This is a genomic window from Acinetobacter sp. YH12227 (genome assembly GCF_013417785.1).
Lineage (GTDB): Bacteria > Pseudomonadota > Gammaproteobacteria > Pseudomonadales > Moraxellaceae > Acinetobacter > Acinetobacter gandensis.
This window is the reverse complement of record NZ_VPDH01000017.1, coordinates 22,442-36,572: the sequence shown is the minus strand read 5'-3', so window position 1 is coordinate 36,572 and position 14,131 is coordinate 22,442. Positions and strand designations below refer to the sequence as shown.

Genomic DNA, 14,131 nt, shown 5'->3' with positions numbered 1-14,131 from the left:
CAGATGTTATTAGAATTTACGAAAATGCATGGCCTGGGCAATGATTTCATGGTGGTTGATTTAATCAGCCAACGTGCATACCTCGACACAGTGACCATCCAACGTTTAGCAGATCGTCATTTTGGTATTGGTTTCGATCAACTTTTAATTGTAGAACCACCCGATTTACCTAATGTTGATTTTAAATATCGCATTTTTAATGCTGATGGCTCTGAAGTAGAACAATGTGGCAATGGCGTACGCTGTTTTGCGCGTTTTGTCCATGAACGTCAGTTAACCACAAAATCCAAAATTAAAGTGCAAACCAAATCAGGAATTGTAGAGCCTGAATTGGGTGCAAATGGTTGGGTGCGTGTGAATATGGGCTATCCAAAATTCTTACCGCACGAAATTCCATTTTTGGCAGACGAGCCTGAAAACTTGTATGACATTGCACTGGAAAATAATCAGCAATTGACTATTGATGTCGTGAATATGGGTAATCCTCATGCTGTGACGATAGTCCCTGATGTGATTACCGCTGATGTTGCGATGATTGGGCCACAAGTTGAATCACATGAGCGTTTCCCACAACGTGTGAATGCTGGTTTTATGCAAATCATCAACGAAAAGCAAGCACGTTTACGTGTGTTTGAACGTGGTGTAGGTGAAACACTAGCATGTGGTACAGGCGCTTGTGCCGCAGCTGTGTCTGGTATGCGTCGTGGTTTATTGGCAAATTCAGTGGAAATTGAATTGGCTGGTGGTAAATTGCAAATTGAATGGAAAGAAGGTGAGGTGGTCTGGATGACTGGTCCAACCGCAACCGTTTACGAAGGACGCTTAGACTTAAGTTACTTCCAAGGTTAAAATGAAAGCCCTGATTTATTCAGGGCTTTTTTATAGCGGTATTTGATACATCAGCAATAAAAATAATTCAAAAATACAATCAAAAAATAGGACTGACCATGGATACAATAAAAGAAGAAATATTAGAAAGTCTATTTGCGAAGGCTGTACATGAACCTGCTTATCGGCCTGAATTTTTGCAGCAACTTTTGGCTGCGAATGTGTATTGTGTTGGACATACAGATCGAAATGATACCGCCATAGACATACAAGAGCGTCATTTATCTACTGGTTCAAATATCCAACTCAAAAGTTGGGATGATGACGAATATACCAGTGTGCTTCCATTTTTTACGTCATTAGAAAAAATGCGTTTAGCGATTTCAGAGGAAGAATCATTTATTTGTTTACCGGCAAAAACTTTATTTGAAATGACTTTTGGTTCTCGTTTGGTACTTAATCCACAATCACCTGATGCGAGCAAAGATTTTATTCCAGATGAAATTGACTACTTACTTAAAGGAGAATTTGGAACCTCACCAGAGAATTACCTGATTGAAGAAGATACCGAAGTCCTGATCGGTCAACCGGCAGATTATCCAACATTTATGGTCGAACAATTAACGATACTTTTTGCGACAGAAACTGATGTGAAAGCTGCATATTTGGCACAAATGTTTAATCAGCGTAGAGATGAAGAGCCAAGTTTATTGATTGGACTTGAGTTGAATGAAGGTTTATCGAAAGAACATGTGCAAGACTTACATAGTAAAATTAGTCGCGTTGCTTATGACAGTATGCAAGAACAAGGCTTAGTTGATTTGATTCACATGCTGGATGATGATCAAGAGGGCGTCGTTGCATATTTAAGAGATGAAACTGAACCTTTTTATGTGCGAGCACAGGGCAAGAAAAAAGGTTTTTTTGCAAGACTATTTTCATAGCGTACAATCTTCCTCAATGAAGAACCAAATCAGGCCGTAGAATATTTTGATGAGACAGCAATTCAAGTTGAGTATTGGAGATCGCAAATGACGGTAGATAATGCTCAACTAATTGAAATGTGGTTAAAGCAACGTGAGATTCAGAATCAGTCGAAGCATACACTGCAAGCATATGAACGAGATGTTCAGGATTTTATGCATTTCTGTGTCTCAAGAAATATTCAGCTGAGTGATGTTGAAAAAACAGACTTGCGTGAGTTTGTTGCTTATAAAGTTGAAAAGTTTCAGTTGAGTCCGAGTAGTTTGCAGCGGATGTTGTCTTCTATACGACAATTTATGAAATGGGCTGAACAAGGACAATATTTGGCATTTAATCCTGCAGATGATTTTCAATTAAAACGTCAATCACGTCCTTTACCTGGTTTGGTAGATATTGAAACGATTCAACAAATCATGGAACAGCCTGAGCCCGAAACGGAAACTCAACGACAACTGTGGATTCGAGACAAAGCCATTTTAGAGCTATTGTATTCAAGTGGACTACGTTTAGCTGAAGTGCAGGGGCTTACCATTCGCGATATCGATTTTAATCGTCAATTATTACGTATTACAGGTAAAGGGAATAAAACCCGCATTGTGCCTTTTGGCTCAAAAGCAAAAGAAGCGGTGATGCATTGGCTACAATTATACCCTGCATGGCATGGTGATTTTGTGCCAGAAGCTCAAGTGTTTATTACCCAAAAAGGGCAACCACTCGGCGTGCGTCAAATTGAAAATCGAGTTAAATTTCAAGCACAGCGCGCAGGGGTAAATGTAGATTTACATCCGCATTTATTGCGTCATTGTTTTGCCAGTCATATGTTGTCTAATAGTGGGGACTTAAGAGCTGTGCAGGAAATGCTGGGACATAGTAATTTAACCACGACACAAATTTATACGCATGTGGATTTTGATCGACTCGCACAAGTGTATGATCAAGCACACCCACGCGCGCAGCATAAAGAATAGTAACAAATTTAAAAACATTGCACTTTAATGTGGTTTGATCTTTGCTACATATTTAGAGTGGTTTAACGAGTTGGGAGTCACTGAAATGTACGATTTAAGTCACTTTCATGAAATTTAAATAAGCTTAGACAAGAATATTGGTAAAATTGACTGATATTTTGAACTATTGTCGCATTATAAAAATTCAAATTATCAGGTATAAAAATTGTCCATTATCTAGTCGTAATGAAATTAGTCCGTTTGACTCGGCATTTTAGTCACGCTGTATTGTTCAAAATATATAGGCCATAACATGATTGCAGATATTCAAGAAAAATATGACCAGTTAAGTGCAAAGCAAAAAGAAATTTTTGCGGGCTATGGTTTACGCCAGATTAAGCACTTTGTTGAAATTAACTTACCAGATATGGAAGCAGTCATGCCTGCGGGGGCACAGGTACAAGGAATTAATGCTGACGGGAAAGTGCAGGCATATGATTCAGCAACGGGTCAGCATTATATTTGGATTTCAGACAAGCAGTGGCAACTCAGTACCAAAGCAACTGAAATGGTTGATAGTAAAGAAGATGCAATGACAGTTTGGCGCATTTTTGATTTACAAAAATATGAGCTCATTGACTTAAGCCATGTACATCGTGATTTTTTAGAGAGCCAAACTGCTTAATTACTGTGAATACTGACTGAAAAGGCACCGGATCGGTGCCTTTATATTTTTATATACGTGTAAATGAACTTCACAAATCTTCTAAAGGTAACTGGAAACTCTGTTTAATAATTTGACTCGGTAAATCGGTTTTGACACTGGTGATGCCGTTCTTTTTGGTTAAATGGGTGGATTGAAACTTACGATAACTTTCTAGGTCTGGTACCACGACTTTTAGCATAGCATCACATTCACCTAAAATAATGTAGCACTCCATCACTTGTGGTAATTCTTTCATGGCTTCAATAAAGGTATCGATGGTTTCAGCATCTTGACCAACTAACCAAATACGTGAAAACAAAATGAGTTGAAAACCAATTTTTTGTGGGTCGACAACAGTCGTGTAATTTTGAATAACACCTGCGTCTTCTAAGATTTTAACTCGACGTAAACATGAAGATGGTGACAAGCCTATTTCCTTGGCAAGATCATTATTTTGGATTCGGCCATTATTTTGTAGCTCACGAATGATACTTTTATCGATTCGATCTAGCTTTACTGAAATAGACTTAGAAGAAAGCTTCATAAATTAGAATATAATTTGAAAAATAATACATATTATAGAATATTTGAAATCCTATTTTATATAGTTTCAAACATACTTATTCCACTTTCACGACATCGAAAGGGAAAAGTTGAAATGTCTGTATTTGCATTGTTTGCCTTAACGGTAATCCCCCTTATTTTCACACCAGGACCCGATATGCTGTTTATCCTGTCACAAGTGATGGGTAAGGATGCAAAAGCGGGCATGATGGCAACCCTAGGTGTATGTAGTGGTTATTTGGTGCACTCGATTTTGGTAGCATTAGGGATTGCAGCGATTATTGTTTCGTTTCCTGTGTTATTTGAAACGATTCGCTGGTTGGGGATCGCTTACCTTTTATATTTATCAGCACATTTGTTGCGGTCGGTATTTACTCATAAAAAACTAAGTATTGAGAAAAAATTAGCTTCAAATCCTGTGAAAAAGGGCTTTTTTACGGCGCTTTTAAACCCCAAGGGTATGTTGATTTATTTCGCAATCTTACCGCAGTTTATCGATAAAACTGGTAATACCGTGAGCCAAGGCTTGATCCTTTCACTGATATTTATTGGCTTAATTTTTATCGTGTATTGCAGTTTGAGTGTGATCTTTGCACATATTACACAAAAGACGCAGATTGATGAACGTAAGCAAAAATGGATTGATGGAACATCTGGTGGTTTACTCGCACTGGCTGCTTCTTGGTTAATTGCGAACTAATGAAGAAGAAAAAAACCTCCTACATGTGGAGGTTTTTTCATTTTTACTTGCTTCATTCACTAGGTTTTTGAAATTGAGAACTGCTCGTTATTTACGAATTTGGCTTAATATTTGGAAAATTGTAAGCTTCTGTCTTAAATGACACGTTCTGATATGTTGCTGAATGTGTAGATAGAATGCTCTATTTCAGAAAGATTGATCGAAAAATAATATTAAATCAGAACTATTGATGAACCAAATCAAGTAAAAAAATAATAAAAATCAAAGGCTAAAAAGTAACTAAATCCCGAGCGATTTCAGATCAGTAATGTATTATTTAAAAAATGTGAACGATAAGTTCAAGGAAATTACGCTTTTTTACAGGTCTTTCGATAATTGTGACTTGACCGAAATGCCGTCCACATAGCAAGATAGGGCACCTAAAAAATTCAAAGTGAAGAGTTTAAAATAACTTTTCTCAACATTTACTTTTGCTAAAACAGCCGAGGATTACATGAAGGCTCTTGTTGCTGTAAAACGTGTGGTTGATGCCAACGTTAAAGTTCGCGTTAAGCCGGACAATAGTGGGGTTGACCTTACTAACGTTAAAATGTCAATTAACCCATTCTGTGAAATCGCAGTGGAAGAAGCGGTTCGCTTAAAAGAAAAAGGAACTGTTTCAGAAATCGTTGTTGTTTCTATTGGTCCTAAAGAAGCTCAAGAACAAATCCGTTCTTCTATGGCTCTTGGTGCTGACCGCGGTATCCTTGTTGAAGCTGACGACAGCCAATTAGGCGCGCTTGAAGTTGCGAAAATCCTAAAAGGTGTTGTTGATGCTGAACAGCCACAATTAATCCTTCTTGGTAAACAAGCAATTGATGATGACTCTAACCAAGTTGGTCAGATGCTTGGTGCACTTCTAGGTGCAGGCCAAGGTACATTCGCTTCAGAAGTTAAAGTTGAAGGCGACAAAGTACAAGTAACTCGTGAAGTTGACGGTGGTTTACAAACTGTTGAACTAGCGCTTCCTGCAATCATCACAACTGACTTACGTTTGAATGAGCCACGTTATGCAGCTCTTCCAAACATCATGAAAGCGCGTAAAAAACCGCTTGATACTAAGTCGCCTGCTGATTTTGGTGTTTCTCCTGCAACTAAACTTAAAACAGTTAAAGTTGAAGCTCCTGCAGAACGTAAAGCTGGTGTACAAGTGAAGTCTGTAGACGAACTTGTAGACAAATTGAAAAACGAAGCGAAAGTGATCTAATACAGAAGGATAAAAATCATGAGTATTTTAGTTATCGCTGAGCACGACAACAAAGCACTAAACGGTGCAACTTTAAACGTTGTTGCTGCAGCGCAAAAAATCGGTGGTGATATCACTGTATTAGTTGCTGGTTCAGGTGCGCAAGCAGTTGCTGATCAAGCAGCTAAAGTTGCGGGTGTGAGCAAAGTATTACTTGCTGACGACGCTGCTTATGCAAACCAATTGGCTGAAAACGTAGCTAAACTAGTTGCGTCTATAGGTTCTGGTTATTCACATATTCTTGCTGCGTCTACAACAACTGGCAAAAACGTGCTTCCACGTGCGGCTGCACTTTTAGATGTAAGCATGATCACTGACATCATTGCTGTTGAAGGTCCTAAAACTTTCAAACGTCCGATCTATGCAGGTAATGCGATTGCAACTGTAGAATCAGGCGAATCAGTTGTTGTTGCAACTGTTCGTGGTACTGCATTTGATGCTGTTGCTGCAGAAGGCGGTTCTGCAGCGGTTGAAGCTGCTGCTTCTACAGGTGATGCGGGTATTTCTAAGTTTATTTCTGAAGAAATCGTGAAATCTGAACGTCCAGAATTAACAGCTGCTCGTATTGTTGTATCTGGCGGCCGCGGTGTTGGTTCAGGCGAAAACTACCACACTGTACTTGATCCACTAGCTGACAAACTTGGTGCAGCACAAGGTGCATCACGTGCAGCAGTAGATGCTGGCTTCGTACCGAACGATATGCAAGTAGGTCAAACGGGTAAAATCGTTGCGCCAGAACTTTATATCGCTGTAGGGATCTCAGGTGCGATTCAGCATTTGGCCGGTATGAAAGAGTCTAAAGTGATCGTAGCGATTAACAAAGATGAAGAAGCACCAATCAACTCAGTAGCTGACTACTGGTTAGTAGGTGATTTGAACACTGTTGTGCCTGAATTAGTTTCTAAAATCTAATTTAACAACGTCGTTCTAAAAGCGCCCTTTGGTATATTTGCCAAAGGGCGCTTTTTATTTGGTTTAATTTTAAGAGGGAATTTAAAAACTGATTTCAGTTTGAATGAAGAAAAATATCAGTATATAAAAATTAAAATTTATTAATTAAAACAACTTTTATTACACAGTGTCTTAACTGATTTTGATTGTGAGTAATTCTTCAAAAACTTAAATGAATCTTAATGAATTGTATATTTAATGTTACTATTGTATTTTTATTCATCTTGCCTTTTGGCGGAGTCTCCTTTTGAAATTTGATTTTCAGTTACCAGTAAGTGCATTGGTGCTGATGATCTGCTGTCTACTTTTTTCCTTTTTTGCAAAGTATTTCTTTCCCTTTATTTGATGGAATGACTGTCACAGCAGTTGAGTCGGTCCAAGCACTTCCATTGCTTTTCTTTGGTGTGTTTAGTTTCTTTTATCTGCGTCCACTCGAAATGGAAGATGGCAAAAAGCAATTTTGGCTTTGGGCCGTTGCATGGTGGATTTTACTATTTGGGCGGAGCATAAGTTGGGGGCGTGACTATTTTCCAGATGTGCCAAAGCCTTATTTTCGTATGATTTCAATATTCTTGATTGCACCAGTGGTCTTCATGTTGTTTTCGCCACATTTGCGTCATGAAATAGCGCATAAGCTAAAGACCATGTCTTTACCTGTGTGGGCTTTGATATTGGTGTTATTTGGGCTGTTTGTGTCAGATACAGTTGAACATAGTCGTGTCTTGTCATTTGTATTTTTGCATGATGTTGCCTATAAAGACTTAATTGAAGAAGTTTATGAATTCCCATTGATCATTGGATTATTTTTGTTGTCTTATCCAATGATGTTACAAGACCGTGTAGATGTCACAGCAGATGAGCTTCAATATCAAAATGAGTGATTTTTATCACATTTAATTGCTGAATTTTGATCATTCAATCTGAAATTTATATGTCTTAAAAAAGCCTCTATAAACAGAGGCTTTTTTGTAGGTCTGAATCACAGTTTTGGTTAAAATAAATACAAAAAATCATGGTTATAGTGAAAGATGTTTAGCACAAAAAGAAGGGTTTTTATGCTATACTGTCTGACTTAATTTTTAATATTGGTTCGGTGTTTTTTGAACCGATTTTTACAGATTTTACGGTATATAAATGCGGGCAGAATTCTGCTTGTATAACAAGGAGTATGCATGAGCGTATCGGAAATTAGACCGATTGCCATTGAGGATGAACTGAAAAGCTCATATCTCGATTATGCAATGAGCGTGATTGTGTCACGTGCATTGCCAGATGTCCGAGATGGTCTTAAGCCAGTTCATCGTCGTGTGCTTTTTGCAATGCACGAATTGGGCAATGACTACAACAAAGCTTACAAAAAGTCTGCCCGTGTAGTCGGTGATGTGATCGGTAAATATCACCCTCATGGTGACTATGCTGTATACGAAACAATTGTTCGTATGGCGCAAGATTTCAGTTTACGTTATCAATTGGTCGATGGTCAGGGTAACTTCGGTTCGGTCGATGGTGATAGTGCAGCAGCAATGCGTTATACCGAAGTACGTATGCGCAAACTCACTCATGAGTTACTGGCAGATCTTGAAAAAGATACAGTAGAGTGGGAAGACAACTACGACGGTTCTGAGCGTATCCCACAAGTCATGCCGACACGCATTCCTAATCTATTGATTAATGGCGTAACCGGTATTGCTGTTGGTATGGCAACTAACATGGCACCGCATAATATGACTGAAGTCATCAATGCGTGTCTTGCTTATGCCAATGACCCACAAATCAGCATCGAAGGTTTGATGCAGCATATTTCAGGCCCTGATTTCCCTACTGGCGGTATCATTTACGGTAAATCAGGTATTGTTGATGCTTACCGTACAGGTAAAGGCCGTCTACATATTCGTGGTAAATACCATTTTGAAGAAGACCAAAAAACGGGTCGTACTACAATTGTATTTACTGAAATTCCTTATCAGGTGAACAAAGCAAAAACGATCGAACGTATTGCTGAGTTAGTCAAAGAGAAAAAACTCGAAGGGATTTCTGAGCTTCGTGACGAATCTGATAAAGACGGTATGCGTATTGCAATTGACTTGAAGCGTGGTGAAAACGCTGAAGTGATTGTGAATAATCTATTCCAAAATACGCAGCTGGAAAATTCATTCAGTATCAACATGGTTTGTCTAGATAATGGCCAACCAAAGTTGATGAACCTCAAAGATATTATTGCTGCATTTATCCGCCATCGTCAGGAAGTGGTTACACGTCGTACGATGTTTGAATTGCGTAAAGCACGCGAACGCGGTCATATCTTAGAAGGTTTAACGGTTGCTTTAGCTAACATTGACCAAATTATTGAAACGATTAAAACTTCTGCAAACCCAGCTGAAGCGCGTGAGCGTTTACAAGCAGGTGAGTGGGCAGCGGGTAGCGTTTCAGCACTTCTTGAAAAAGCGGGTTCTGTTTCAGTTCGTCCTGATGAAATTGAAGGTGAAGATCCAAACCGTCCGTTTGGTATTGATGGTGATATTTACCGTCTTTCTCCAACTCAAGTGGGCGCGATCTTAGAATTGCGTTTACATCGTTTAACGGGTCTTGAACAAGACAAATTACACGCTGAATATACCGAAATTCTAGGTCAAATTGCTGAATACACTGCAATCTTGAATGACTTCAACCTATTGATGAACGTGATTCGTGAAGAGTTAGCGTTAATTCTTCAGCAATATGGTGATGCGCGTCGTACCGATATTGTTGAATCTCGCATCGACTTCTCTCGTGAAGATTTGATTCCTGAAGAACAAATGGTGTTAACCGTTTCTAAATCAGGTTATGCGAAAACTCAACCATTGTCAGATTACGCTGCACAGCGCCGTGGTGGCCGTGGTAAGTCTGCGACTAGCATGAAAGAAGATGATTACATTCAGCATCTGATTGTGACGTCTAACCATGCGACAGTACTTTGCTTTACCAATGTTGGTAAAGTGTACCGTCTGAAAGTGTATGAAGTGCCACAAGCATCACGTGGTGCTAAAGGTCGCCCAATGGTGAACTTATTGCCACTGGATGATAATGAAACAATTACAGCAATTTTACCTGTGATTGACGCACCGAAGAAATTTAAAGAGCGTTTAGCGGACTTTAAAGCTTTCGTAAAAGCAAATAGCGAACAACTTCAAAGCAATGAAGTGATTAATGGTCATTTCGTTGAGCTTGAAGCAGCATTGGCTGAAATTGAAGATGGTGCAGATGACTTGTCTGATGCATTACGAGTTCAGTTGAAACAGCTTGGTTTAGAACTTTCTACCACTGATCTTGATGATGAAATAATCAATGACTTCGCACAACAAGCTGAAGCGGTTCGTAAAAACTTCTATGTATTCATGGCGACTGAATACGGTACGATTAAACGTGTTGAACTAGAACAATTCTCTAATGTTCGTTCAAACGGTTTACGTGCGATTGAATTGAATGGCGATGATACTTTAATTGGTGTCGCAATTACCGATGGCGAGCAACAAATTATGTTGTTCTCAAATGAAGGTAAAGCAATTCGATTTGCCGAAACTGATGTACGTTCAATGGGTCGTTCTGCTAAGGGTGTACGTGGTATGCGCGTAACCATTGGTGCAGCACAGTCAGAAGATGTTGAAGATGCAGATGTGGATTCGGATGATGAAGATGCTACAGATTCAGCATTGATTAGCCGTATTGTTTCATTGGTCGTGGTTCCAGAAACAGGTGAAGTGCTTTGTGCTTCTGAAAATGGTTACGGTAAACGTACCCCTGTAGATGATTTCCCAACTAAGAAGCGTGGTGGTAAAGGTGTCATTGCCATCAAAACTTCAGAACGTAATGGTCAATTGGTCGGTGCAGTAGCTATCGATTCGACCAAAGAACTGATGTTGATTTCGGATGGTGGTACTTTAGTGCGTACTCGCGCATCTGAAGTGGCACAAACTGGCCGTAATGCACAAGGTGTCCGTCTGATCCGTTTAGGTAATGAAGAGCTTCTTGTTGGTGTTGTTTCGATTGAAGCAGTTGAAGAAGATGAAACTTTTGAGGAAGTTGATGCGATCGAAACTGAACAATTAGTTGATGACTCAACAATTATGGATCAAACTGAAAATGAATCGGACTTAAATGAGCCTGAAGAAGACTAAGTTCTAGATCTGAAAAGAGGGCGCTACGGCGTCCTTTTTTATCGGTGAATTTGCTAACACGATATGAGTACAACATGAAACTAAAATATTTTGCAGTTGTTTCACTTTTAGCTTTAAGTGGGTGTGATCAGATTGGTCAAAAGGCATTAAATACAATTCCTGACCCAAGCCAAGAGCAAGCCCAAGTAGCACAAGCTGCTTATGATGAGCTGCGTGCTGGTAATTTTGATCAGCTATACACTTATTTTGAGCCCGAGCTAAAAGCTAAGTTTGTACAGAATGAAAAAGAATTGCGTAAGTTTGCACGTGGCATTCCAAATCAAGAATATTCACGTAAAAACATTGTGGCTAAGCATATTGAAAAAGCCACGGATAAGCCTTCGTTATATACGGTGACCTACGAATATGGTTATACCAATAAGAACTTAGTTCAGTACGATGTAAGTTTTGACAAGCCGGCGGGAAGTAGCAAAATTCGTGACTTTAATATTTCAGTTTTTGGTGCAAAAAATTAAAGAATCGAAATCAAAGTTTTGAGATGAAAGAAGGACGCCGAAGCGTCCTTTTTTGAGATAAATATTTATGCTGCTTTTTTCATTTCAGCTTCATAATTTTTTTGTTTTTCAGTATCGAATTGGCCTTCCCATTTACTGATCACAAGAACAGCAAGTGCGTTACCAATCACGTTCAATACAGTACGTGCCATATCTAAAATACGGTCAATACCTGCAATGAATGCAAGACCTTCAAGTGGAATACCAACACTACCCAAAGTCGCTAAAAGTACAACAAATGAAACGCCAGGAACACCTGCAATACCTTTAGAAGTAATCATTAAGGTTAATACCAAAATGACTTGCTGTGTAATAGTTAAATCAATGCCGTAGAGTTGCGCAATAAAGATTGCTGCAATACTTTGATATAAGGTCGAACCATCAAGGTTAAATGAATAACCAATAGGAATGACAAAACTTGTGATTGGCTTAGGTGCGCCATAAGCTTCCATTTTTTCCATGATACGTGGTAAAACGGTTTCAGAGCTTGCAGTCGAGTAAGCCAAAATTAATTCATCTTTCAAAATTTTAATAATTGCCCAAACGCTGAATCCACAGAATTTAGCAACTGCACCTAAAACAATGAAAATGAAGAAGAAGATTGCGCCATATACAAGAATAGCGAGTTTCAGCAATGGAACAAGTGAACTAAAACCAAAGTTCGCAACCGTTGCCGCGATTAAACCGAATACACCTACGGGTGCAAATAGCATAATCATGTGCGTTACTTTGAACATGGTTTCAGAAACAGCAGTTAATACATTGATTAACGGTTGTTTTACTTCCTGATCCAATGAGCCTAAGCCGATGCCAAACATCACTGAGAAGAAAATGATTGGAAGCATCTGACCACTGGTCAATGCAGCGAAGAAGTTTGATGGAATCAGTGAAAGTATTGTTTGAATCAAACCATGAGAGTGTTCGCTCACTTCATGTGTTGTTTCTTGATACTTTGAAATATCGACTTGCGTCAATGCAGACATATCAATGCCGGCACCAGGCTGGAATACGTTGGCTGCAATCAATCCGACTAAAATGGCAACAGTGGTAATAATTTCAAAATAAATAATCGTTTTGAAACCCAATTTACCTAAGTTGCTGCCATGGCTTGTGTTTGCAATACCTAAAATAAGCATCGAAACGACAAGTGGAATAACGATCATCTTAATCAAGTTAATAAAGATCGAACCCAGTGGGGTTAGAAAGTTACTAACTAAAGCATCACGATATTCAGGAGAATAGTGTAGGAAAGAACCAACAAGTATACCTAGAATGAGAGCAATCACGATTTGCCAAGCAAGGCTCACCTTAATCTTTTTCATACATAAGCTCTTATGTCAGATTTGGGAGGAAAAAAGCCCACAGTCATCCATGAAACAAATGCTGCAGACAGACGAAGTCAGCCTTGGCAAAAGCTTCTGAAGAATTTGGGAGAATAAATACTTGAATATTTTGCAGCTAATATGAGAATACAGCTAATATTTTTAATGAATGAACAACTGATTGGTTGTTAAATTATCATTTTTATTTAGAAATACGATTTAAATTTATACTTTTATTTATGAATATAATAAAAATGAGTTATTAATAACCAGTCTTGAAGATTTTCATTTTTGAAAAAACGAGGAAAAAATAAAGCAATTGGTACATTGAACAGAATTTATATAGTAGTTTGATTTATAATTGGGCAATAAATTAATCAGCTAAATTACTTATTTTCTAAGCCGAATATAAATTTAAGATTTCATCTAAAGATTGAATAATAAATAAGAAGGAGCCAGTAGGTGTTAAAACAATTTTTAATCATTTCATGTTTAATTCTACCGATTACAGCGTGTGAAAAAATAGGAAGTTACGTAGTTGATAAAATAGATGCAGCTTTACCTGAAGAATCAAATTTGCAGCGGCATAAAGCAGAAAAAATCTATACAGCATTGCAACAACCCAATCAAACAGACTTATTAAGTTTAGTTGAGCCAGATATACAAGACGCACTGCGGAAGGACTTAACTTTGTTCGAGCAGATGAAGTTAATGATTCCTGCTGATGAGCAAACATCAGAAGTTGACGTAATACGAACATTGGCAACGAATAATTTATCTGAAGGAAAAACCACAACTTTGGTTTATCAATTTAGCTATCCTCAATATGACGTCTATATGAGCATCGTATTTGATGGGCATGATGGTGGTGATAAAGTGCGTGGACTTTGGGTTGAGCGTGAAAATAAAAAATTAACGGATACTGCTGAACTAGATGATGCTCTAGTCAATGAACCAACATCTGACGATGTAACCCTTGCAGACCATGTTGAAGCTGCCTCAACAGTCAGCGTAAACACCTATAGTTAACTCTGTATGAAATGAGGCATTTGCTTGATCTTAATAAATGAAATTTATGTTCTTGATTCTATTTAGGCAATGTAGTCATTTTATTTCACATTTACCATAGAGCTAGG

Annotated in this window: 13 protein-coding genes; 11 read left to right on the top strand and 2 right to left on the bottom strand. The window is 38.5% G+C overall.

Annotated elements, in window-relative coordinates:
* Window positions 1–3 precede the first annotated feature (3 nt).
* From dapF to FTV09_RS05580, 4 genes are all read left to right on the top strand, one after another.
* Window positions 4–849 (top strand): diaminopimelate epimerase, encoded by an 846-nt coding sequence (gene dapF, locus FTV09_RS05595; RefSeq protein WP_067765369.1) that lies wholly within the window; start codon window positions 4–6, stop codon window positions 847–849.
* Window positions 850–947: 98 nt separating this feature from the next.
* Complete coding sequence (locus FTV09_RS05590) at window positions 948–1,772, top strand: enhanced serine sensitivity protein SseB C-terminal domain-containing protein (RefSeq protein WP_180057212.1); 825 nt, start codon at window positions 948–950, stop codon at window positions 1,770–1,772.
* An 87-nt stretch (window positions 1,773–1,859) separates the two neighbouring features.
* Window positions 1,860–2,780 (top strand): tyrosine recombinase XerC, encoded by a 921-nt coding sequence (locus tag FTV09_RS05585; RefSeq protein ID WP_180057210.1) that lies wholly within the window; start codon window positions 1,860–1,862, stop codon window positions 2,778–2,780.
* A gap of 292 nt (window positions 2,781–3,072) precedes the next feature.
* Window positions 3,073–3,444 carry a hypothetical protein gene (locus FTV09_RS05580; protein WP_218949773.1) on the top strand — a complete coding sequence of 124 codons (372 nt, stop codon included), beginning with the start codon at window positions 3,073–3,075 and terminating at the stop codon, window positions 3,442–3,444.
* Window positions 3,445–3,514: 70 nt separating this feature from the next.
* Here FTV09_RS05580 and FTV09_RS05575 read toward each other — a convergent pair whose 3' ends face one another.
* Window positions 3,515–4,009 carry an Lrp/AsnC family transcriptional regulator gene (locus FTV09_RS05575; protein WP_180057208.1) on the bottom strand — a complete coding sequence of 165 codons (495 nt, stop codon included), beginning with the start codon at window positions 4,007–4,009 and terminating at the stop codon, window positions 3,515–3,517.
* A 114-nt stretch (window positions 4,010–4,123) separates the two neighbouring features.
* Here FTV09_RS05575 and FTV09_RS05570 point away from each other — a divergent pair, with 114 nt between their 5' ends.
* The 6 genes from FTV09_RS05570 to FTV09_RS05545 all read left to right on the top strand — a co-directional run bounded on the left by FTV09_RS05570 (window position 4,124) and on the right by FTV09_RS05545 (window position 11,634).
* Window positions 4,124–4,729, top strand: a complete 606-nt coding sequence (locus FTV09_RS05570; protein ID WP_180057206.1) for a LysE family translocator — start codon at window positions 4,124–4,126, stop codon at window positions 4,727–4,729.
* 493 nt (window positions 4,730–5,222) lie between these two features.
* Entirely contained in the window at window positions 5,223–5,975 is a 753-nt protein-coding gene (locus tag FTV09_RS05565; RefSeq protein WP_180057203.1) for an electron transfer flavoprotein subunit beta/FixA family protein, read from the top strand.
* An 18-nt stretch (window positions 5,976–5,993) separates the two neighbouring features.
* Window positions 5,994–6,926 carry an FAD-binding protein gene (locus tag FTV09_RS05560; protein WP_180057201.1) on the top strand — a complete coding sequence of 311 codons (933 nt, stop codon included), beginning with the start codon at window positions 5,994–5,996 and terminating at the stop codon, window positions 6,924–6,926.
* Between the two features lie 389 nt (window positions 6,927–7,315).
* Window positions 7,316–7,846, top strand: a complete 531-nt coding sequence (locus FTV09_RS05555) for a hypothetical protein (RefSeq protein WP_306669491.1) — start codon at window positions 7,316–7,318, stop codon at window positions 7,844–7,846.
* 291 nt (window positions 7,847–8,137) lie between these two features.
* Entirely contained in the window at window positions 8,138–11,119 is a 2,982-nt protein-coding gene (gyrA, locus tag FTV09_RS05550) for a DNA gyrase subunit A (protein ID WP_180057199.1), read from the top strand.
* Window positions 11,120–11,193: 74 nt separating this feature from the next.
* Window positions 11,194–11,634: a DUF3887 domain-containing protein gene (locus FTV09_RS05545; RefSeq protein ID WP_180057197.1), complete on the top strand. Its 441-nt coding sequence runs from the start codon at window positions 11,194–11,196 to the stop codon at window positions 11,632–11,634.
* Between the two features lie 65 nt (window positions 11,635–11,699).
* Here the strand turns inward: FTV09_RS05545 and gltP are convergent, their stop codons facing one another.
* Complete coding sequence (gene gltP, locus FTV09_RS05540; RefSeq protein WP_180057195.1) at window positions 11,700–12,995, bottom strand: glutamate/aspartate:proton symporter GltP; 1,296 nt, start codon at window positions 12,993–12,995, stop codon at window positions 11,700–11,702.
* A 462-nt stretch (window positions 12,996–13,457) separates the two neighbouring features.
* On the opposite strand from gltP, the gene FTV09_RS05535 reads away from it, so the two are divergent.
* Entirely contained in the window at window positions 13,458–14,024 is a 567-nt protein-coding gene (locus tag FTV09_RS05535) for a hypothetical protein (RefSeq protein WP_180057193.1), read from the top strand.
* The last annotated feature ends 107 nt before the right edge of the window (window positions 14,025–14,131 follow it).